The organism is Streptomyces sp. NPDC002640 (assembly GCF_053592575.1).
The window spans coordinates 22,910-44,240 of the sequence record NZ_JBSFVZ010000004.1; the positions used below are offsets into that span (position 1 = coordinate 22,910).

Consider the following 21,331-nt stretch of genomic DNA (forward strand, 5'->3'; position numbering starts at 1 on the left):
CGGACAGCGGTGCCGACGTACCACGAGATCATGAACGCGGAGCTTTCCGTGCTGATGGACGCCGCCGAACAATGGCGGGATATGGCGGGTGAGTTCGCTACTCAGGAGGGCGACTACCTGAGCGAGGTGCACGCCGTCGCGGCGGGTGCCGGACAGCCGGGGAGCTGGACGGGGGTCGCGGCCGAGGCGGCGGGGTCCGCGTTCGACGTGACGCTGGAGGAGTACCGGGCGGCGCGGAAGGAGGCCATGGCGGTCTGCTCGTTGCTGCTGGACGCGTACGCGCAGTTCGCCGACCTCCGCAAGCGGCTCGAGGCGGTGCGGGCGGAGGCGGTGGCGGCGGGGCTGCGGATCTCCGGGCGGGGCGTCGTCACGGTGGACAGCCGGGCGCGGCCGCCCGCGCCCGGGGAGACCTGCGGGTCGGCCGAGGAGTGGCAGCGGCGGATCGACGCCGCGGTGCGGGCGGTCGACGACGCCGACGCCGGGGTCGCCCTCGCGCTGCGGGCCGCGACGCGGGACGGACGCCGTGACGACGGCACGGCCGGGGGATTCAACGCGGAGGCGCTGCACGACGTCGAGGAGTACGAGGCGCGGGCCGGGAGTGCACTGGCGAAACGGATGGCCGACGGGGCGACGCTGAGCGCCGCGGAGGTGGACGAGTTGCGCCGGCTGTTCCGGGACAACCAGCACGACGCGGACTTCAGCCGGATGTTCCTGAGCGGGGTGGGGGCGGAGGGGTTGCTCACGATCAGCAGCCGGGCGAACGACCTGGTCCACACGGTCGGCGGCGAGCAGGCCCGGGGGATGGCGGACATCGCGTCGGGGTTGTCGCGGACGTTGGCGTCGGCGACGCGGGATACGGGGTCGCCGTGGTACGAGGGGTGGCGGGCCGAGATGCGGGAGGCGGGCGTCCGCGAGTACGGCTCGCAGTTCGCGGCGGACCACATGGCCGCGGAGCGTGGCTACCAGTCGCTGGTGACGCTGATGGGCCAGGGCGGGGAGTTCGGTTCCCGGTACCTCGCCGATCTGGGGGACGACCTGATCGCGGCCGAGCGGAAGGATCCGCACCTGTGGGACATGGTGGGCCCGATCGCCGGCGAGGACGGCTGGTTCGCCAACGACCCGGTGGACGGGGTGCTGGGGCTGATGAGCCGGGACCCTGAGGGCGCGGCGGCGTATCTGCAGGACGAGGAGCGGATGAAGTACCTCGCCGCGGAGCGGGACTGGTACACGCTGGTGGCCGAGGCGTCCGGGGCACCGGTCGCCGACCCCGACCAGCAGCGGGTCGACACGGACATGTGTGTCGGGTTCGGCGCGGCGTTGGAGGCCGCCGCCACGGGGATCGACCCGCGGGACACGACGGGTGGGTTCGTCCGCCATTCGGAGGCGAACGAGAAGGTCTTCCAGCACGCCGTCGAGCACCTGGCCACCCGTGAGAACGCCCTTCCGCCGGCGCTGCGGGAGCCGATGGGGCGGGTGATGGCCAACCATGGGGCGACGGTCGTCGAGGTGGCGAGCGGGTTCGACGACGCGGCGGGGCCGATCACGCAGACGGACCTCTTCGAGGTGGCGAAGCAGGTCTCCAGGGACCCGCAGGGGTACGCCACGCTCAACATGGGGCTGAACACGCCCATGGTGGACGCCATCCACCGGTCCGGGCCCGAGCACCCGCAGGACTCGCTGATCCAGGCGGCTCGCACGGTCGGCTTCATGGAGGAGGTCCGGGCGCAGTCCCTCCAGCTGGGATCGAGGCCGCCCGAGCCACCCGAGTGGCTGGCGGTCACCAGCAGCGTGGCCGGGCGTGTTCCGCTGGTCGGCTCGGAAGTGCAGTACGGAATCGACGCAGCAACGGAAAGCTGGATGCAAGGGGAGAGGACTCGCTACGAGGAGAACCTTCGTGAAGGACGCGAGTTCGACTATCGCGCGCGAGGAGCACAACTGCGCGCGCTGACCGACACCTGGTGGCAGCTCCACGGATCTGGAGGTGGCGCACCGAATGACGCACTGAGAAACGAGGTTCAGATGGCGGCCGTCGGCGGCATGGATCACGGTCGAGGCATCACGGGAGCACCGCGATAACTCATGGGCACCCGCTTGTTGACCACTGTCTGCAGCATTGCGACGACAATGCTTCTCACTGCTTGCGGCGCGGGGAGGAGCACAGACGCGCTCCCTGAGTCGCTTTGCGGAACACCGATCAACCCCAGTCTCTCGGCTCCCCTGCTGACCGGTGGAGGCGCCGTACGCGAATGGACCACCCCAGGCTTCAGGAAGCCCGGCTCGGATGCTTGGTGCGTGATCTTCGTGGAGCGTAAAGAAGTGTTCCAGCTGTGGTTCTCGGCCGGAGGCGGAAAACCCGACCTGATGGCGCTGGCCAGGAACGGCCCTACAATCGGCCTCTTCGAGCCCCGTCCGGTGCGAGGCATCGGAGATCAGGCAGTGCTCGCGAACAACGGTGCAATCGCCAGCAAAAGCTGCCGCGACGCCGGTGGTGCCGACAACTTCACCCTGGCCCTGAAGATGGCCGAAGGCCCCATGAAACCCGGTCGCGAACGCGACGTGGAGCGGTTCATGCGGGCCTACATGCCCGCCACCGTCAAGTCGCTGAACTGTCTGCCGCGGTGATCCCCCGCCGGCGGCGGCGGGCGTCGCGGAGGGCGATGGCGGTGCCGGTGAGGGCGGCGGTCGTGGCGGCGGCGGCGAGGGCGACGTAGGTGCCGAGGCGGGCGTCGCGTTCGTCGGGGGCCTCGCCGAGGGCGATCGGCGCCGGCGACGGCGGCTCCGCGCCGGCGAGGCCGCCGTCGGGTTCCGGGGAGCGGGTGGGCCGGTCGTCCTCGGTGAGCGCCCGCACCGGGTCGACGACGCCCCACCCGACGAGCCGGTCGTGCCCCGCGACCGTCCGCTCCGCCGTCGCCTGGATCTGCGCGACGACCTCCTCCTGCGTCCAGTCGGGGTGCTTGGCCCGCAGCAGCGCGGCCACGCCGGCCACGTACGGCGCGGAGAAACTGGTGCCGTTGTCGGCGCAGTGGCCCCCGCCGGGGACCGTGGAGACCATGTCCACGCCCGGCGCCGCGACGTCCACGAAGTCGCCGGACTGGGAGAACGGGGCGCGCTCGCCGTTGCGGTCGGAGGAGGCGACCGCCAGGACGCCCTCGTAGGCGGCGGGGTAGGAGTTCTTGCTGGCGCCGCCCATCCCCTCGTTGCCCGCGGAGGCGACCACCACGATGTCCGCCTGGAGCGCGCGTTCGACGGCCGCCTTGAGCTGCGGCGTGGAGTCGACGGGGGAACCGGTGTCCTGGGAGATGTTGATGACCTCGGCGCCCGCCTGGCGGGCGTGGTCGATGGCCTTCACCATCTCGTCGACCTTGCCGTGGCCCTGGGCGTCGTTGTGCTTGATCGGGATGATCGTCGCCGCGGGGGCGAGTCCGGCGAAGCCCGTCTCGTCGGAGCGGCGGGCGGCGATGATGCCGGCCACCTTGGTGCCGTGGCCGACCTGGTCGTCGGTGCCCTTGGCGCTGCCGCGGTCCAGGGGCTTGCCGTCCGCCTTGGCGGGCAGGAAGTTCGCGCCGCTGCTCGCGTCGACGGCGTCGCGGAGCTGGGGGTGCTTGATGTCGACGCCGGTGTCGATCACCGCGACCCGGACGCCCTTGCCGGTGGACTGCTCCCACAGTTCGTCGAGGAGCACCCGCTGCAGCGACCAGGGGCGCCCGGAGTAGTTCTCGGCGGGGAACGTGCACTGGCCGGTGACGTCGTCCGCGACGGCCGGGGTGGCGGTCACGGTCAGGCCGACCGGGAGCGTGATCGCCGCCGCGGCCAGCGTCACGGCCAGCCTGCGCCGGATCGCGGCCGGCCCGCGCCGGGTCACGGCCGGCCTGCGCCTGGGGGTCACTGCCCCTCCCTTTCCTTCCTTCACCGGCACGTCACGATCCCTGCGGCTGCCTGGCGTCGGCGGTCGACAGGCGGGGGCCGGTGGGCAGGTAGACGGACCACTCGGCCGGGACGGGGGTGGGCCTGATGTCCTCGTAGCCGAGGAGCTTGCGCGCCTCCAGCTCCGCCTGCTGGTCCTCCTGGGAGCGGCCGATCCGGGCGTCCTCGCCGGTGCTGTCGCCGTTGGACTGCAGCACGTACCGCAGGCCCGTGTCGGTGACCAGGAAGATGGGGCCGACCTCGGTCGCGCTGCCCTTGTACTGCTGGTACACCTGCCCGGAACCGGGGGTGACGTAGGCGCTGGTGGAGCCGGTGGCGAGGACGGCGGGGAACGTGTCGCCCGCCCAGGTCCGCAGCTGGGTGCGTCCGGAGGCGCGGTCGACGCCCATCAGGGTGTTGCAGACGGTGTCCCGCGCCTTGCCCACGCCGGAGGGGTCGTTGACGCCGACCGGGGCGGCGGCGGGCCACGTCCGGTCGTCCGCGAAGGTGCCTTCGGGCTGCAGCGCGCCGGGGCTGACCGCGAGGGCCTTGCCGTCCTGGCCGACGGACACCAGCGCGCTGTTGGCGAGCAGCAGGGTGGCCACGAAGTCGGAGACCGGGGTGACGCGTCCCGGCAGCACCACGTAGTGGCGGTCGCGGTCGCCGTCGCGCGCCTTGAGCACCATGCCGACGCGGTTGGCCGTGTCGTCCAGCTGGCCGGGGGCGTCGGCCGGCCGGCCCGGGTCTCCCTCGATGTCGGGGAAGGACAGCGGGTCGCCCTGGTGCAGGGTGGCCAGCCATTCGCGGGAGACGCGCTGCGGCTCGCGCTCGGAGCCGACGACGACGCGGATCAGGTTCGCGAGCTCGGTCTCCTCCTTCTCGACCTCGTCGATCCGGTAGGCGGTGCCGGTGGCGTCGACGACGTAGCGGGCCTCGTCCGGCCCCTGGACGTACAGGAGTTGTCCGCCGCCGAGCCGCTGGGAGCCTTCGGTGCGCTTCATCTCGCGCTCGGCGAAGACGAACGCGGCCTTCTGCACGGAGCCGCCCTGGCCCGCCCGCTCACAGACCATCCAGCGCTTCTTCGCCGCGGCCTCGTCCCGGTCGGGCAGCCGGTCGGGGGCGTAGGGGATGCCCACGGTGACGCCGTGCTGGATCTTGGTGTCCAGGATCTTCTCGTCGACCGTGATCACCTGGCCCTTGCCGTCCTTGAGCAGCAGCTTGGCCGAGGCCATGTTGAGCACGGGGTGCAGCTGGGCCTTGCCCTTGGTCCGCAGGACGACGTACCGGGTGGTCGACTTGTCGGCGACGATCACCTTCTCGTAGGGCGTGTCCCAGCCCTTGGGCGCGGTCGGCTTGAACATGCCCCACGCCCCGAAGACGGCCATCACGACGACACCGGTGATCACGCCGGGCAGGACGCCGCGCAGCGGCCTGGGCGCGCTCTCCTCGGAGCCTCCGGAGGCCGAGTGCGTGAATGACGCGAGCATGCGGCGCTTCGCGAACGTGTAGGCGTTGAGCTGGTCTCTCCGGGATGCCATCGGTGCCCTGCTTCTCCCCGTGTTCCGCCGCGTTGTCGGACGGCCCCCTACTATGCCTGGTACGTGAGAGGCCTGGTACCCGAGGGGCCTGGTCGAGCGGGTAGGGTACCGAAGCCTTCAAGGTACCTATGCGGCACAGGATTTGCGGAACCGGCCGGTCGAATCGGTTCGGCCGGGCGCACGACGGCGAGCACTGCGGGGGTGTGGGTGATGGCTTCCGGGACACGGGCGAGGTCCCGTGACCGGTCACGGTCACGATCGGCGCGGGGCTCCTCGGCGACGCCTGCCCCGGCGGCACCGGCCCGCGCGGCGGCCGCGCGCGGCCCGGCTGCCGGCTCGGGCTCCGGTTCGGGCTCCGTCTCGGGCTCGGGCTCGGTGCAGCTCAGGTCCCGTGCGGGGCGCGGCAGTTCCGAGGGACTGCGCCGGGCCGTGCTGGTCGAGCTGGCCGCGGCGGCCCTGGTGGTCGGCTGGGTGATCGGCACGGTGGCCCTGGTGGCCGCCGCGGTGGTCGCGGTGCTGCTGCTGGCCCTGGCCCTGGTGCGGCGGCGCGGCCGGTCGCTCCCCGAGTGGATCGCCACGGCGCGCGAGCTGCGGGCCCGGCAGAAGCGCGCCGCCGGCCTGACGGTGCCGCCCGGCACGGAGCCGGGACTGGCTCCGGCGGTGGAGTGCGAGCCGGCGCTGCGGACCTACGCGTACGGCGGCCGGGACCGGCGGCCGGTGGGCCTGGTCGGCGACGGCACCTTCCTCACGGCGGTGCTCCAGATCGAGGCTGACGCCACCGCGCTGCGCGCCGAGCGCAGCCGCCGTCCGCTGCCGCTGGCGCTGGTCGGGGACGCGCTCGAGGTGGACGACATCCGGCTGGAGTCCGCGCAGATCGTGCTGCACACCCAGCCCGCCCCCGCGCTGCACCTGCCGCAGCAGTCGGTGGCCGTCACCAACTACGCGCCGCTGCAGGCGAGCACGGGCGCTCCGGCGGTCCGGATCACCTGGATCGCGCTGAAGCTGGACCCGGAGCTCTGCGCGGAGGCGGTGGCCGCGCGCGGCGGTGGCGCCGAGGGCGCCCAGAAGTGCGTGGTGCGGGTGGCGGACCATCTCGCCAGCCGGCTGACCGGCGCCGGGTTCCGGGTGAACATCCTGGACGAGGAGGAGCTGGTCGCGGCGATCGCGACGTCGGCCTGCGCCAACCCCCTGGTGACGGCGGAGGCGGGCCGCACGGAGGCCCGGGAGCGCCGGACCGAGGAGTCGACCCGCAACTGGCGCTGCGACAACCGCCGTCACACCGCCTACTGGGTGCGCCGCTGGCCGTCGTTCGGCGGCAGCGGCGCCGCCCTGCCGCAGCTGGTCGCCCAGTTGACGGCGGTGCCCGCGCTGGCCACCACGTTCAGCCTCACGGTGGGCCGGGCCGAGGGCCAGGCCGCGGCGCTGACCGGGCACCTGCGGGTCACCGGCCGCAGCGCCGAGGAACTCACCGCCGCCCGGCGGGCGTTGCAGGACGCCGCGCGCCGCGCCGGTGTCGGCCTGGCCCGGCTGGACCGGGAGCAGCTGCCCGGCGTGCTCGCCACTCTGCCGCTGGGAGGAGCGCGATGATCACGCGTGGTTCGGGCCTGCTCGGCCCCCGGCACGGACGGCACAGCGTGCCCCTGGAGCAGTTGGGGTCGCTGACCCTGCCGATCGGCGACGACGGCGTGGTGATCGGTGTGGACGCCGAGGGCCAGCCCGCCGTGCTGGGCCTCAACCGGCCGACGCCGTACGACATCGTGCTGATCGGCAGCCTCTGGACGACGCAGGTGCTGGCGCTGCGGGCCGCGGCGACCGGCGCGCGGGTGGCCGTGGAGACGGGCCGTCCGCAGGCGTGGATGCAGATGGTGCACGCCATGGGCGGCGGGCAGAACGGGCTGTCGGTGTACGACGTGGGCCGGGTGCCGCCGCTGGGCGCGTCGGCCGGCGCTCCGGTGCTGGTGGTGCGGGACTGCGGCATGCGTCCGCCGCGCGGCCGGGTGGTGGCCGGCCCCTGGCAGGCGGTGCTCACCCTGCTGCCGTACCTGTCGCCGGTCGCGCCGCGGCTGATGCGCCAGGCGCGGCTGGTCGGCGTGCAGCGGCTGTCGCCGGACGAAGCGACCGAGACGGGGCGGGCGTTGGCGCTGCCGCGCGGAGACGTGGACTCGCTGCCGACGCTGGCCGACGGCGTCACCCTGTGGTGCGCGGACCGGGACCGGCAGTACGTGATGACCCAACCCACCGACGCCGAGGTCGGGTTGCTGGGCACTCCCCGGCGCATGGACTGAGGGCCGCCGTCCGCGGGCCCGGGGCGGCCGGGCCCCCCGCTGTCCACCGGTCGACGGGCCTGCCGCTCCGGCGACCGGGGTGATTAGGCTGGGGGTGCGCCTGCGCTCGACCAACCAGGAGGAATTGTGAACAGCGATCGGGATGGTATCCACGGGGGTTGGACCACACCGGGCGATGACCAGTCCGACGCGGAGTCCGCCGTCGAGACGACGGGCGAGTTCACCATCGACTACGACACGCCTGCCTGGTACCGGGAGAACGCCGCCCAGCCCGCCGACTCCGGCATTCCGTCGGTTCCTTCGACGCCGTCCACCCCGGTGTCCCCGCCGGCTCCCCCGGGGCCGACCGCCTCCTCGGATGGCGAGGGGCAGGGCAACGCGCAGGGCGGCGACCTGCCGTTCGGCGGCGGGGACGTGGAGACCGGCGCGACGATGCGGATCTCGGCGGCCGCGCTGCGGCGGGAGATCGAGGAACGCGCCGCGGCGGCGGTGCAGGCGGTGTCCCCGGACGGCGGGACGTCCGGCGGCACCGGGGCGGCGGAGCCGGACCCCGCTCCCGCCGAGGGCGCCGCGGTGACCGGTGCCGCGGCGGACGACGGGTCCGGGGCGGAGGCCGGTGCCGGTGCCGCTTCCGGGGCGCCGTCCGGTCCGGCCGGGGAGAGCGCCGACGCCGGGGCCGCGGACGTGGTGTCGGTGCCGTCCGGTGCGACGCCGGCCCCGGGGCACGGCGAGGACCGGGCGGAGACGGGCGACTCCGGGACGGGCGAGGACCGCGCGGACGGTACGGACGGCACGGACGCCGGGCGGCCCGACGAGGGTGGCGCCGGTCAGGCGGACGGTCGGGCGGAAGGTGAGCCGGACGGTGAGGCCGCCGAGGCGGCTCCGGAACAGCCGGGCGCGGGGCCGCAGGCCGCCGCCGCGCCCGAGGAGGCCGGGGGCGACTTCCCCCGGGCGGCTCCCACGCCGCAGGCGCACCACGCGCAGACGCCCGACGGGCACGGCGACAGCCACGGCGCGGACGCCCAGGCCGCCGCCGGGCAGCCGGCCGCCCCGCAGGGCTGGGGCCCGCAGGTTCCGCCGCAGCAGCCGGGGACGCTTCCGCCGCTGCCCCCGCAGTACCAGCCGGCCGCCCCGCAGGCGGCGGGACAATGGCCGGGCCAGCCGCCGCAGGCTCCCGCGCAGCCGCCCGCACCGCCGCAGGCGCCGTTCCAGCCGCAGGCACCGCAGGCTCCCGCCCCGTGGGCCCAGCAGCCCCAGGGCACGCCGCAGGTCCCCGGTGTGCCGCCGCAGGCCCAGCAGCAGCCCCAACCGCAGCCGCAGCCGCAGGGGTACGGCTTCCCGCCGGCCCAGCCGCAGCAGCCCCAGCAGGGTTACGGCTTCCCGCAGCAGCCCCCAACGCAGCCCCAGCCCCCGCAGGGTTACGGCTTCCCCGCCACTCCGCAGCCGCAGCCGCAGGGCTACGGCTTCCCGCAGCCCCCGACGCAGCCGGACCAGGCCCCGCAGCCGCACCAGGCCCAGCAGGCCCCGCAGGCGCAGCCTCCGGCCGACCCCAACGCCCAGTCCCCGCAGGCCGGTTACGGGTTCCCGCAGCAGGGACCGGCCGCCCCGCAGCCGCCCGCCCCTCCGGCGGACCCCCGCATGCCCGCCGCCGCGTGGCCGCAGCCCGTGCAGCACGACCAGCGGCAGCCGGTCAACCCCGGTGCGGCGCCGCTGGGTTACCAGGCCGCGGTGGAGCTGTCGTCCGACCGGTTGCTCAACTCCAAGCGGCAGCGGCCCAAGAGCGGTCGCCCGGCGGCCGCCGGCGCGCGGTTCCGGATCGGCGGCAAGAAGGAGGAGGCGGAGCGGCAGCGCAAGCTGGAGCTGATCCGCACGCCGGTGCTCTCCTGCTACCGGATCGCGGTGATCAGCCTCAAGGGCGGCGTCGGCAAGACGACGACCACCACCGCGCTGGGTTCGACGCTCGCCAGTGAGCGGCAGGACAAGATCCTCGCGATCGACGCCAACCCCGACGCGGGCACGCTCGGCCGCCGGGTCCGCCGTGAGACCGGGGCGACCATCCGCGACCTGGTGCAGGCGATCCCGTACCTCAACTCCTACATGGACATCCGCCGCTTCACGTCGCAGGCGTCCTCCGGGCTGGAGATCATCGCCAACGACGTGGACCCCGCGGTCTCCACGACCTTCAACGACGAGGACTACCGGCGGGCCATCGACGTCCTGGGCCGCCAGTACCCGATCATCCTCACCGACTCCGGCACGGGCCTGCTCTACAGCGCCATGCGCGGCGTGCTGGACCTGGCCGACCAGCTGATCATCATCTCCACGCCGTCGGTGGACGGCGCGAGCAGTGCGAGCACCACGCTGGACTGGCTCTCCGCGCACGGCTACGCGGAGCTGGTGTCGCGGTCCCTGACGGTGATCTCCGGGGTCCGGGAGACCGGCAAGATGATCAAGGTGGAGGACATCGTCAGCCACTTCGAGACCCGCTGCCGCGGCGTGGTGGTGGTGCCGTTCGACGAGCACCTGGCCGCGGGCGCGGAGGTTGACCTCGACATGATGCGGCCGAAGGTGCGGGAGGCGTACTTCAACCTGGCGGCGCTGGTGGCCGAGGACTTCGTGCGGCACCAGCAGTCGCAGGGGCTGTGGACCTCGGACGGGAATCCGCCGCCGGTGGCGGCGCCGCCGATGCCGGGGCAGTACGGGGCTCCGGCCGCGCCGGGGCCGTACGGTCAGCCCCCGCAGCAGCCGCAGCCCCCGCAGCAGCCGTACGGGCAGGTGCCGCCGCAGCAGCCGTACCCGGGGTACCCGCAGCAGCCCCCGGCGCCGCAGGGCTACCCGCAACAGCCGCCCCAGCAGCAGCCCCACCAGCAGGGCTACCCGGAGCAGCCTCCCCAGCAGCCCCAGCAGGGCTACCCCGAGCAGCCGCCCCAGGCGCCGCAGCACCCGCACCACCAGCAGTACCCGCAGCAGCCCCCGGCGCCGCCCGCGCAGTGACCGCGAGGGCTCGCCCCGCGCGCGTACGGCGAAGGCCCGCGCCCACCCGCCCCGGACGAGGTCCCCGGGAGGGTGGGCGCGGGCCTTCGTGCGTGGACGCCACGGCCTGCCGCACCGGGCGCGGGCACGGCGGCCGTGCCCGCGCAGGCGGCGTCCGTGCGGATCAGGCGGCGGCGATGAGTTCGCGGCAGCGCTGGACGTCGCGCGCCATCGCCTCGAGCAGTTCGTCGAGCGTCGCGAACTTCGCCTGGCCGCGGACGAAGGCGAGGAAGTCCACGGAGGCCCGCATCCCGTACAGGTCCAGCCCCACGCGGTCGATGGCGTACGCCTCGACCGTGCGGGCCGTGCCGTCGAACTGCGGGTTGGTGCCGACGGAGATCGCGGCGGGCATGGTCTCCCCGGCGACGTTCAGCCAGCCCGCGTACACCCCGTCCGCCGGGACGGCGCTGAACGGCACGGTGTCGATGTTCGCCGTGGGGTAGCCGAGTTCACGGCCGCGCTGGGCGCCGCGGACGACGACGCCCTCGACGCGGTGCGGGCGGCCCAGGATCTCCGCGGCGCCCTCGACGTCGCCGTCGGCGACCAGCCGCCGCGTGAGGGTGGAGGAGAACGGCTCGCCCCCGCCCGCGTCACCGCTGACGTGCAGGTCGATGACGTCGACCTCGAAGTCGTAGGTGTGCCCCTGCTCGGTCAGGAAGGCCACGTCGCCGGCGGCCTTGTGGCCGAACCGGAAGTTGGGGCCCTCGACGACCGCGCGGGCGTGCAGCTTGTCGACCAGGACCTTCACCACGAACTCGGCGGGCGAGAGCTTGGAGAACTCCTTGGTGAACGGCAGCACCAGCACCGCGTCGATGCCCAGCTCCGCGGCGAGCTCGGCGCGCCGGGCGTGCGGGGCGAGCAGCGGCGGGTGGCTGCCGGGGCGTACGACCTCGCTGGGGTGCGGGTCGAAGGTGACCAGCACGGAGGGGACGCCGAGGGCGACGGCGCGCTCCACGGCGTGGCGGATGATCAGCTGATGCCCGCGGTGCACCCCGTCGTAGGAGCCGATGGTGACGACGCTGCGCCCCCAGTCCTGGGGGATGTCCTCCAAGCCACGCCAGCGCTGCACTGTGACCGCTCCTCGTCGAACCCGTGTCCGTGTGTGCCTGTGATGCGACTCCAAGAGTGCCATGCCGCCGCCGGGCCACCGGCATCGGCATGGGTGATCAACGGCCGATCGACCACGGATCGACAGCTGATCGGGACAGGAAAGTGACCTCCCCGCTCCCGCGAGCCGCCCGCAAGCCGCCCGCGAGGCGCCTTCGGGCGGCCTCGACGGGCGGCCTCGACGGGCACCCTCGGCGGGCACCCTCGGCGGGCGGCCCTGGCGGGCGTCCCTCCCTCAGCCGGCGGACGCCCCCGCCGCCGGACGGGGCCCCGGTGCGGGAGGTCCGGCGGCGGGCACCACCGCGGCCACCACCGGCTCGCCCTCGCTCTCCAGGAGCCGGGCCAGCAGCTCCTGCCGCAGCGGGCGGGAGGCGGGCGTGCCGGGCCGGGCCAGCACCGCGGCCAGCGCCGCCCGCACCGGCGGCGGGCCGTCCGCGATCAGCCCGGTGACCAGCGGGAGCAGTACCGCCCGCACGGTGGGCCCGTGGTCGAGGCGGCGGTCGACGTACCCGGCGACGGCGGCGGCCACGGAGGTCGTGCCGCGGGGCGAGCCGCAGCTCTCCACGGCCTCGCGGACCAGGACGGCGATCCGCCGGGCCAGGGCGGGTGCGGTGACCTGGGCGAGGGCGTCCAGCGCCTCGCCGCCGCCGGGCTGCCGGAGCCGGTCGCGGAAGGCGTCGAGCACCGGCTCGGGGTGGGTGGCCAGGGCGGGCACCAGCGCCTCGGCGGGCAGCTGCGGGTCGCCCGCCACGAAGCGCCGCAGCGCGTCGGGGAGGTGGCGGGCGCGGGTACGGGGGTCGCGGACCAGGACGGCGAGCGCCCCGCCGTGCAGCGCGGCGTCCTCGGGGCGGGACAGCAGGGCGAGGGCGGCGTGGCGCAGCAGGTCGCGGTCGGCGTCGGTGCGGGCGTGCCGGGCGGCGAGGCGGCCGTGGACGACGGCGGCGACGCGGCGGCCGGTCCCCGGGTCGTGGGCCCAGCGGTCGACGGCGCGGCAGAGCGCGGAGGGTTCCTCCTCGGCGAGGACGGCGAGGAGTTCGGCGGCCTTGGGGTGGGCGCAGTCGGCCAGTGCCTCGGTGAGGTCGTCCAGGCCGCGGTGCCGGTGGGTGTAGAGCAGCGCCTGGGCGGCGGAGGCGACCGTGGCGTGCGGGGCGGCGGGCAGCGGGCGTTCGTCGTCGAACCAGTGGGTGAGCTGCCGCTGGGCGGGGGCGGGGTCCTCCGCGAGCAGCCGGGCCGTGGCGTCCAGCCAGCGGCTGCCGGTGCCGGCCGGGGCGGTCACCAGCAGGCGGTGGAGCAGTCCGAGGCGTTCCCCGGTGTCCAGCGGGAGGGCGGTCCAGAAGGCGGGGCCGTACTCCTCGGGTGCGGGTCGGCCTTCGCGCTGGCGGGCGGCGGTCCGGTCGGCGAGACCGCGCAGCAGCGTGGTGTGCGGGCCGGCGTCGGGCAGGCCGAGGAGGGCTCCGGTGAGGAGGCGGGCGGCCCACCAGGGGTCACCGGCGGTCTCCGCGGCGGCGGCCAGCGCGTTCAGGCGGCGGCCGAGCTCGGCGGAGCCGTGGTCCCGCCCGAGGTGGAGCAGCGCCTGGACGACGGGACCGATGCGGTGCCGGGGCACCGGGAGGGGGCGTCCGGCGGCCTCGCCGGTGCGGCGGCGCAGCACCAGGGCGCGCAGCGCCTCGTCGACGTCGAGGTGGAGGCCCTGGAGCCAGTCGGCGAACTCCTCGTCGGCGAACCGGTATCCGGCTCCGGCCGGGACCAGGAGGCCCTCGGTGAGCACGGCGCGGGCCCAGCCGGTGCCGCCGCCGAGGCGTGCGGGGGCGGGGCCCCAGGGGAAGAGGGCCTCGAACGCGTCCCGGTCGAGGAGCCCCTGCCCGGGGCCGAGGCTGCGGCGGGCCGCCTCGTGGACCTGTCCGGCCACCTTGGCGGCGAGGCGGCGGATGGCGGTGCCGCGCTGTCCCTGGGTGGCGGCGAGCCGGACGGCGACGCGCAGGCAGGCGAGGTCCAGGTGGGCGGCGAAGACCTCGTGCCGGGTGAGCGGGCGGTCCTCGGCGTCGGGCAGGGCGGCGCGCACGGCGGCGAGCAGCCGGAGGATGAGCGGGTGCCGGGCGTCGCTCCCGGTGAGCACGCCGTCGGGGATGCGGTACCGACGGCGGGCGAGGCGGGCCTCCTCGGCGGTGAGGTCGCCGAGGCGCAGGCAGGGCGGCAGGGTTCCGGTGCCGGCGTGGTCGCCCGCGGGGACGTGGAGGAGTTCGGGCGGGAACTCGGCGCCGGCCCGCTCCCAGTACTCGGCGCGGCAGCCGACGGCCATCCGGGCGCCGGCGGCGAGGAGCCAGTCGGCGGTGCCCTCGGTCCAGGCGGGCAGCCGGTGGGCGAGGAGCGGCGTCATCTCCTCGGGCCCGTCGAGCACGATCAGCAGGGGCCGTCCGGCGTCCCGGGCGATGCCGGCGACCCGTTCGGGCGAGAGGTCACCGAGCCAGGCCGTGTCGGGGTGTGCATCGCGGGTTCCGTCGGCCGGAGGCGGGAAGCGGGCGGCCGCGGCGATCCGGGCGGCCCGGTCCAGCGCGCGGCGGGCGGCGTCGGCCACCGAGGTGTCGGTGTCCTGGAGGTCGGCTCCCCGCAGCCAGAGGGTCGGGGCGGCGGCGTCGGCGGCGCGGTGCCGTCGGGAGGCCAGCTCGGCCAGGGCGGTGGTGCGGCCGCTGCCGGGTGGGCCGACGAGTCCGAGCACGGGGGCGGCGCCCTGCTCGAAGGCGGTGAACTCGCGGTCCGCCGCGGCCCGCGGCACGGGCTCGACCGGTCCGCGGGCGGGCCCGTCGGAGGCCACCGAGGTGGCGGTGAGCTCGACCAGGGCGGCGAGGTTGAGGTCGGGGCCGTAGGCGGGCACGGTGGCGGCGTTGCGGGCCAGCAGGTCGGCGAGCGGGCCGGGAGTGGCCGGCAGTGGCAGCGCGTAGCCTGCGGCGCGGTGCCCGCCGAGCAGGCCGGGGTCCGTGGCGGGGCCGGGGTTCGTGGCGGGGCCGGGGTTCGTGGCGGGGCCGGGGTTCGTGGCGGGGCCGGGGTTCGTGGCGGGGCCGGGGGCGGAGCCTGGCGGGCAGGAGCGCAGGTCGGTGGCGACGACGCCGAGCACCGCGCCGGTGACCGGGTCGAGGACGGGTCCCCCGGCGGCGCCGCCGCCGGGCCGCAGCGCCTCGCGTCCGGCCGTGCCGATGGCGAGTTCGAGGACGCCACGCAGGGTGTGGGCGCGGTGGACGGCGTCGGTCACGCCGAGCACCCGGGCCTCGCGGAGCCCGGCGGCGACGATCCGGACGTAGGCGCCGGGGCCGACGGCCGCGCGGGGGGAGACGGGCAGCGGGGCGGCCTCCAGCCCTTCGGCGCGCACCAGGGCGAGGCCCAGGCCGGGCAGGGGGGTGACGGCGCCCTCGGGCGTGGTGAGGAGCTGTTCACCGGCCCTGATCAGCAGCCGGGGCAGGCCGTCCACCACCTCGTGGGCGGTGATCACGGTGCCGTGGTGGTCGGCGGCGAAGCCGGTTCCGCGCGGGCGTCCGGCGAGGTCGCAGAGGGTGACCAGTGCCGCCCCGGGGACGGTGCGTGCGCCGTCCGGCCGCCGCCGGACGCCCTCCGTCCCCGCGTTCGCTCCCGCCATGCCCGTCCTCCCGCTGCCGTGCCGCTCGGCTCCGACGGTAGGCCGACGATGATCAGCGGGGCGGGGCTGCGGGGAAACGCGCCCCCTTCCGCTCCCTCCGTTCACTCCGAGCGCCCGTCCGGACGGGTGAATATCACGGAGCGGATGGAAAGAGGTTCCCCCGGGGGAACCGAGGGGGGAAACCCGTGGAGCGGCCAAGCGTCCCCGTGCCGCCGCCGCTCCACGGTCCCGCCGGACGCAAGCCCGACAGGGCGAAAGCCCTCCAGGAGAACCGACGGGACCGGAAGCGCGGTACCGGCGGAAGCGCGGTACCGGAAGCACGGACCGCCAAGCGGCACCGGCAAGCCGCGACCGGCGAGCGCCGAACGGCGAGGGGCGCTCAGCCGAAGACGGCCAGGCTCTTGGCCTTGCCCTTCTGCGCCTCGACGAGCGCCAGGAAGACGCCGTCCGGCCCGAAGACGGCGACCGGCCCGCGGTCGGCGTACTCGTCGGGCATCTCGAGGCGGACGCCGTTCAGCAGCAGCCGGGCGCGCCCTGCGTCGACGTCCCAGCGCGCGAAGGCGGCGGTGGCGGCCTCCGCCACCGGCATCACGGTCAGCTCCTGCTGGAGCTGGTCGAGCGTGCGGGCGGCGTCGATGCGGTAGGGCCCGACGCGGGTGCGGCGCAGCGCGGTCAGGTGACCGCCCACGCCGAGTCCGGCGCCGAGGTCGCGGGCGAGCGCCCGGATGTAGGTGCCGGAGGAGCAGACCACGGAGACGACCAGGTCGGTCACCGCGGTGCCGTCCTCGGCGGTCGCGCCGCGCACGTCGTGCACCTGGAACGAGGAGACCGTCACCGGGCGGGCCGGGATGTCGAACTCCTCGCCCTCACGGGCCCGCTTGTAGGACCGCACGCCGTTGATCTTGATGGCGCTGACCTTGGACGGCACCTGCATGATGCGGCCGGTCAGCTCGGCGACGCCCTGGTCGATCGCCTCGCGGGTGATCCCCGTGGTGTCGGCGGACGCGGTGATCTCGCCCTCGGCGTCGTCGGTGACCGTGGTCTGGCCGAGCCGGACGGTGCCGAGGTACTCCTTCTCGGTGAGCGCCAGGTGCCCGAGGAGCTTGGTGGCCCGCTCGACGCCGAGCACCAGCACGCCGGTGGCCATCGGGTCGAGCGTGCCGGCGTGGCCGACGCGGCGGGTCTTCGCGATCCCGCGCATCTTGGCGACCACGTCGTGCGAGGTGAAGCCCGACGGCTTGTCGACGATGACAAGGCCGTCGGGCGTGGTGGTGTGCTGCGTCATGCGGTGGTGTCGTCCGTCCCGGCCGCGGTCTCGTCGTCGGCGTCGTCCTCCGGCTTGCGGTAGGGGTCCGCGCCGCCCGCGTAGCTGGCGCCCGCGGACGCCTCGCGCACCTTGGCGTCGGACTGCCGGGCCTTGTCGAGGAGGTCCTCGATGGTCCGGGCGGTGTCCGGCAGGGCGTCGGCGACGAAGGTGAGGGTGGGGGTGAACTTCGTCCCGGCGGCCCGGCCGACCTCGGAGCGCAGGATGCCCTTGGCGCTCTCCAGTCCGGCCGCGGCGGCCTTCCGCTCCTCGTCGTCGCCGTAGACCGTGTAGAAGACGGTCGCCTCCCGGAGGTCCCCGGTCACCCGGGTGTCCGTGATGGTGACGTGCGAGCCGAGCCGCGGGTCTTTGATCCCACGCTGCAGCTTCTGGGCCACCACCTCTCGGATGAGGTCCGCCAGCCTCTTAGCCCGCGCGTTGTCGGCCACTGGTCCGTCTCCCGTTCCTGTTCCTGTTCGTATTCCGTGTGTCAGTCGTCGTCGCCGTGGAACCGCCGTCTCGCGGACAGCAGCTCCACCTCCGGGCGGCCGGCGACCATCCGCTCGCAGCGGTCCAGTATGTCGGTCACGTGCGACGCGTCCCCGGAGACCACCGCCAGGCCGATGCCGGCCCTGCGGAGGAGATCCAGGTGGTCCACCTCGGCGGCGCTGACCGCGAACTTGCGTTGCAGGTCGGCGACGATGGGGCGGACGATGGAGCGCTTCTCCTTCAGCGAGCGTATGTCGCCGAGGAGGATGTCGAAGGACAGAGTCCCCACGTACATGGTGTATCCGGATGACCCGCCGGTCCGGGATCGGTGGCTCCTTGAACCGTACCCCGCATCGCGGCTCCACCGACGATTAATTACGGCGCCCCGGGCGGCCGCCGGGCAGCCCCGTGTCGGTGCCCGGAGGCGCCCGGGGACTGCCCGGAGACTGCCCGCAGGCCGTCCACACGCCGGTGGCCGGCGGTACCGAGGTACCGCCGGCCACCGTGAGCCACGTGCTTACGCGCGCGGCTTCTCGCGCATCTCGTACGTCGCGATGACGTCGTCGACCTTGATGTCGTTGAAGTTTCCGAGGTTGATACCACCCTCGTAGCCTTCGCGGATCTCGGTGACGTCGTCCTTGAAGCGACGCAGGCCCTCGATGTTGAGGTTCTCCGCGATGACCTTGCCGTCGCGGATGAGGCGGGCCTTGGTGTTCCGCTTGACCTCGCCGGAGCGGATGAGCACACCGGCGATGTTGCCGAGCTTGGACGAGCGGAAGACCTCGCGGATCTCCGCGGTGCCGAGCTCGACCTCCTCGTACTCCGGCTTGAGCATGCCCTTGAGGGCCGCCTCGATCTCCTCGATCGCCTGGTAGATGACCGAGTAGTACCGGACGTCCACACCCTCGCGCTCGGCCATCTGCGCGGCACGCCCGGCGGCGCGCACGTTGAAGCCGATCACGATGGCGTCGGAGCCCATCGCCAGGTCGATGTCGGACTCCGTGACCGCACCGACGCCGCGGTGCAGGACGCGGATGTCGACCTCTTCGCCGACGTCCAGCTGGAGCAGCGAGGACTCGAGGGCCTCGACCGAACCGGAGGCGTCACCCTTGATGATGAGGTTGAGCTGCTGGACCTCGCCGGCCTTGAGCACCTTGTCCAGGTCCTCGAGGGAGACGCGGCGCGTGCGCTTGGCGAACGCGGCGTTCCGCTCGCGGGCGGCGCGCTTCTCCGCGATCTGACGGGCCGTACGGTCCTCGTCCACCACGATGAAGTTGTCGCCGGCGCCCGGGACGTTGGTCAGACCCAGCACCTGCACCGGGGTGGACGGACCCGCCTCGGCGACGTTGGCGCCGCTGTCGTCGAGCATCGCCCGCACGCGGCCGTAGGCGTCGCCCACGACCATCGTGTCGCCGACGCGGAGGGTACCGCGCTGGACGAGGACGGTGGCCACGGCACCGCGGCCGCGGTCCAGACGGGACTCGATCGCGATGCCCTGCGCGTCCTGGTGCGGGTTGGCACGCAGGTCGAGCGAGGCGTCGGCGGTCAGGACGACCGCCTCGAGCAGGCTGTCGATGTTCAGACCCTGCTTGGCGGAGATGTCGACGAACATGGTGTCGCCGCCGTACTCCTCGGCCACCAGGCCGTACTCGGTCAGCTGACCGCGCACCTTGGTCGGGTCCGCGCCCTCGACGTCGATCTTGTTGACCGCGACCACGATCGGCACGTCGGCCGCCTTGGCGTGGTTCAGCGCCTCGACCGTCTGCGGCATGACGCCGTCGTTGGCCGCGACGACCAGGATCGCGATGTCGGTCGACCGGGCACCACGGGCACGCATGGCGGTGAACGCCTCGTGACCCGGGGTGTCGATGAAGGTGATCCGACGCTCTTCCTCGTTGACCTCGGTCGCGACCTGGTAGGCACCGATGTGCTGGGTGATGCCGCCGGCCTCGCCCGCGATGACGTTGGTCTTGCGGATCGCGTCGAGCAGTCGGGTCTTTCCGTGGTCGACGTGACCCATGACGGTGACCACCGGAGGACGGACGACCAGGTCCTCCTCGTCGCCCTCGTCCTCGCCCCATTCGAGGTCGAAGGACTCGAGCAGCTCGCGGTCCTCCTCCTCCGGGCTGACCACCTGGAGGGTGTAGTTCATCTCGTCGGCCAGGAGCTGCAGCGTCTCGTCGGAGACGGACTGCGTCGCGGTGACCATCTCGCCGAGGTTCAGCATGACCGCGACGAGCGACGCCGGGTTGGCGTTGATCTTCTCCGCGAAGTCGGTGAGCGAGGCACCACGCGACAGGCGAACGGTCTCGCCCTTGCCGCGAGGCAGCATCACGCCGCCGACCGACGGGGCCTGCATGGCCTCGTACTCCTGACGGCGCTGCCGCTTCGACTTGCGGCCACGACGCGCCGGACCGCCGGGACGGCCGAACGCACCCTGCGTGCCACCACGGCCACCGGGGCCGCCGGGACGACCACCGAAGCCGGGACGACCGCCGAAGCCGCCGCCACCGCCGCCGGGACCGCCGCCACCGGGACGACCGGCGAAGCCGCCGCCGCCACCGGGACGACCGCCGCCGCCGGGACCGGCCGGACGGCCGGCGAAGCCGCCGCCGCCCGGACGACCGCCGCCGCCGGGACGACCGGCACCGGCCGGACCGCGGCCGCCGGGGCCGCCGCCGGGACGCGGGCTGCCGGCAGCGGGGCGCTGCGGCATCATGCCGGGGTTCGGACGCGGGCCGCCGGGGCCGCCGCCAGGACGGGGACCGCCCTGCGGACGGGGCATGCCGCCCGGGGTCGGACGCGCGCCGCCCGGAGCCTGGGGACGGGGACCGCCGCCCTGGCCGGGGGCCTGCGGGCGCGGACCGGCGCCGGGGGCGCCGCCGGGACCGGGACGGGCGCCACCCTGCGGGCGGGGAGCCTGCGGACGCGCCATGCCGGCGTTGCCGCCGGAGGTGAAGGGGTTGTTGCCCGGACGGGGACCGGCCGGACGGGCGCCCGGACGCGGAGCCTGACCCGGACGGGGTGCCTGGCCGGGACGGCCGCCACCCTGACCCTGACCCTGGCCCTGACCGGCCGGACGGCCGCCGGGCTTCGGGGCACCCTGGCCCGGACGCGCGGCGGGGCGCGGCGACGGGGCGGCGGGGGCGGGCGGAGCGGTGAACTCCGGCTGGGCCGGAGCAGCCGGAGCAGCCGGCGCGGCCGGCGGCTTCGGACCGGGCCTGGGGCCCGGGGTGGGGCGCGGACCGGGGGTCGGCGCACCGCCCGCGGGCGTCTCCGCCGCGGGCTTGGGGGCGGCCGGCGGCTTCGGGGCAGCCGGACGCGCCGCCTGCGCCGGGGACGGCGCGGGGGCGGGCTTGGGGGCGGCCTTCTTCGCGCCGGGCTTCGGGGCGGCCTTGCCGCCACCGCCACCCTGCTGGAAGGCGTCAGTCAGTTTGCGTACAACGGGCGCCTCGATCGTCGAGGACGCCGATCGGACGAATTCACCGAGTTCCTGGAGCTTGGCCACGACGACCTTGCTCTCAACTCCGAACTCCTTAGCGAGTTCGTATACCCGGACCTTAGCCACTTCGCTCCTTTGAGGTCCGGGTTGGAAGCCGGACCGTCGCTACTTCATGGGCGTACTCATCGCGTACTCATCGAGTGCTCATCGCAATCTCGACCTGCTTTCAGACTCGCGAGGTACCTGGGCCGCGCGGCTCCTCCGCGCGACGCTTCTTACGTTGCCGCCGTATCGGCGACGGTCGTCCGCTCGACGTGCCGGCGCAGTGCCGCCGTGTCGAGCACTCCCTGGACGCGGAACGCCCGGGGGAACGCCTTGCGGCGGACCGCCTGGTCGAGACAGACCACGGCGAGGTGCAGATACGCACCCCGGCCCGGCAGCGTACCGCGATGATCGGGGACGCACTCGCCCTCGACCGCCACGATCCGCAGCAGCTCGTCCTTGGCCGCCCGCTCCCTGCACCCCACGCACGTGCGTTCAGGGCCGTGCTCAGGGCGCGCCTGGGTAAGCGTCCGGCCAGACACAGCTCAGTCTACCTCCCCG

14 protein-coding genes are annotated in these 21,331 nt (G+C 74.7%); 5 read left to right on the forward strand and 9 right to left on the reverse strand.

The features are described from left to right. Positions 1-30 precede the first annotated feature (30 nt). Together ACWD3O_RS06745 and ACWD3O_RS06750 are read left to right on the forward strand one after the other, a co-directional pair. Entirely contained in the window at positions 31-2,076 is a 2,046-nt protein-coding gene (locus ACWD3O_RS06745; protein ID WP_451415061.1) for a hypothetical protein, read from the forward strand. 216 nt (positions 2,077-2,292) lie between these two features. Beyond that, positions 2,293-2,622, forward strand: coding sequence for a hypothetical protein (locus tag ACWD3O_RS06750; protein WP_451415062.1), 330 nt, complete (start codon positions 2,293-2,295; stop codon positions 2,620-2,622). Here the strand turns inward: ACWD3O_RS06750 and mycP are convergent. Then, positions 2,594-3,886, reverse strand: a complete 1,293-nt coding sequence (mycP, locus tag ACWD3O_RS06755) for a type VII secretion-associated serine protease mycosin (RefSeq protein WP_451415063.1) — start codon at positions 3,884-3,886, stop codon at positions 2,594-2,596. The two genes, ACWD3O_RS06750 and mycP, sit on opposite strands and share 29 nt — an antisense overlap. A 31-nt stretch (positions 3,887-3,917) precedes the next feature. Next, entirely contained in the window at positions 3,918-5,441 is a 1,524-nt protein-coding gene (eccB, locus tag ACWD3O_RS06760; RefSeq protein WP_451412013.1) for a type VII secretion protein EccB, read from the reverse strand. Positions 5,442-5,651: 210 nt separating this feature from the next. Between eccB and eccE the strand changes: the two genes are divergently transcribed. The 3 genes from eccE (at position 5,652) to ACWD3O_RS06775 (ending at position 10,720) form a co-directional block, all read left to right on the forward strand. Then, a complete protein-coding gene (gene eccE, locus ACWD3O_RS06765; protein WP_451415064.1) occupies positions 5,652-7,028 on the forward strand; it encodes a type VII secretion protein EccE in 1,377 nt (458 codons plus the stop codon). Next, entirely contained in the window at positions 7,025-7,726 is a 702-nt protein-coding gene (locus ACWD3O_RS06770) for a hypothetical protein (protein ID WP_451412015.1), read from the forward strand. The genes eccE and ACWD3O_RS06770 overlap by 4 nt, the downstream gene beginning before the upstream one ends. A 126-nt stretch (positions 7,727-7,852) precedes the next feature. After that, entirely contained in the window at positions 7,853-10,720 is a 2,868-nt protein-coding gene (locus ACWD3O_RS06775) for an SCO5717 family growth-regulating ATPase (protein ID WP_451415065.1), read from the forward strand. Between the two features lie 163 nt (positions 10,721-10,883). Here ACWD3O_RS06775 and ACWD3O_RS06780 read toward each other — a convergent pair whose 3' ends face one another. The 7 genes from ACWD3O_RS06780 to ACWD3O_RS06810 form a co-directional block, all read right to left on the reverse strand. Further along, positions 10,884-11,828: a bifunctional riboflavin kinase/FAD synthetase gene (locus tag ACWD3O_RS06780; RefSeq protein ID WP_451412017.1), complete on the reverse strand. Its 945-nt coding sequence runs from the start codon at positions 11,826-11,828 to the stop codon at positions 10,884-10,886. Between the two features lie 273 nt (positions 11,829-12,101). Beyond that, positions 12,102-15,494, reverse strand: a complete 3,393-nt coding sequence (locus ACWD3O_RS06785; RefSeq protein ID WP_451415066.1) for a trypsin-like peptidase domain-containing protein — start codon at positions 15,492-15,494, stop codon at positions 12,102-12,104. Between the two features lie 379 nt (positions 15,495-15,873). Further along, complete coding sequence (gene truB, locus ACWD3O_RS06790) at positions 15,874-16,779, reverse strand: tRNA pseudouridine(55) synthase TruB (RefSeq protein WP_451415067.1); 906 nt, start codon at positions 16,777-16,779, stop codon at positions 15,874-15,876. Continuing rightward, positions 16,776-17,246 (reverse strand): 30S ribosome-binding factor RbfA, encoded by a 471-nt coding sequence (rbfA, locus tag ACWD3O_RS06795; protein ID WP_451412020.1) that lies wholly within the window; start codon positions 17,244-17,246, stop codon positions 16,776-16,778. Before rbfA ends, truB begins: the two co-directional genes overlap by 4 nt. A 41-nt stretch (positions 17,247-17,287) precedes the next feature. Next, complete coding sequence (locus ACWD3O_RS06800; RefSeq protein ID WP_451412021.1) at positions 17,288-17,581, reverse strand: DUF503 domain-containing protein; 294 nt, start codon at positions 17,579-17,581, stop codon at positions 17,288-17,290. Positions 17,582-17,803: 222 nt separating this feature from the next. Beyond that, a complete protein-coding gene (infB, locus tag ACWD3O_RS06805; protein ID WP_451415068.1) occupies positions 17,804-20,854 on the reverse strand; it encodes a translation initiation factor IF-2 in 3,051 nt (1,016 codons plus the stop codon). A gap of 149 nt (positions 20,855-21,003) precedes the next feature. After that, the gene (locus ACWD3O_RS06810; RefSeq protein ID WP_451412023.1) at positions 21,004-21,312 is read right to left on the reverse strand and encodes a YlxR family protein; all 309 of its coding nucleotides are present in this window, start codon (positions 21,310-21,312) and stop codon (positions 21,004-21,006) included. Positions 21,313-21,331: the final 19 nt, after the last annotated feature.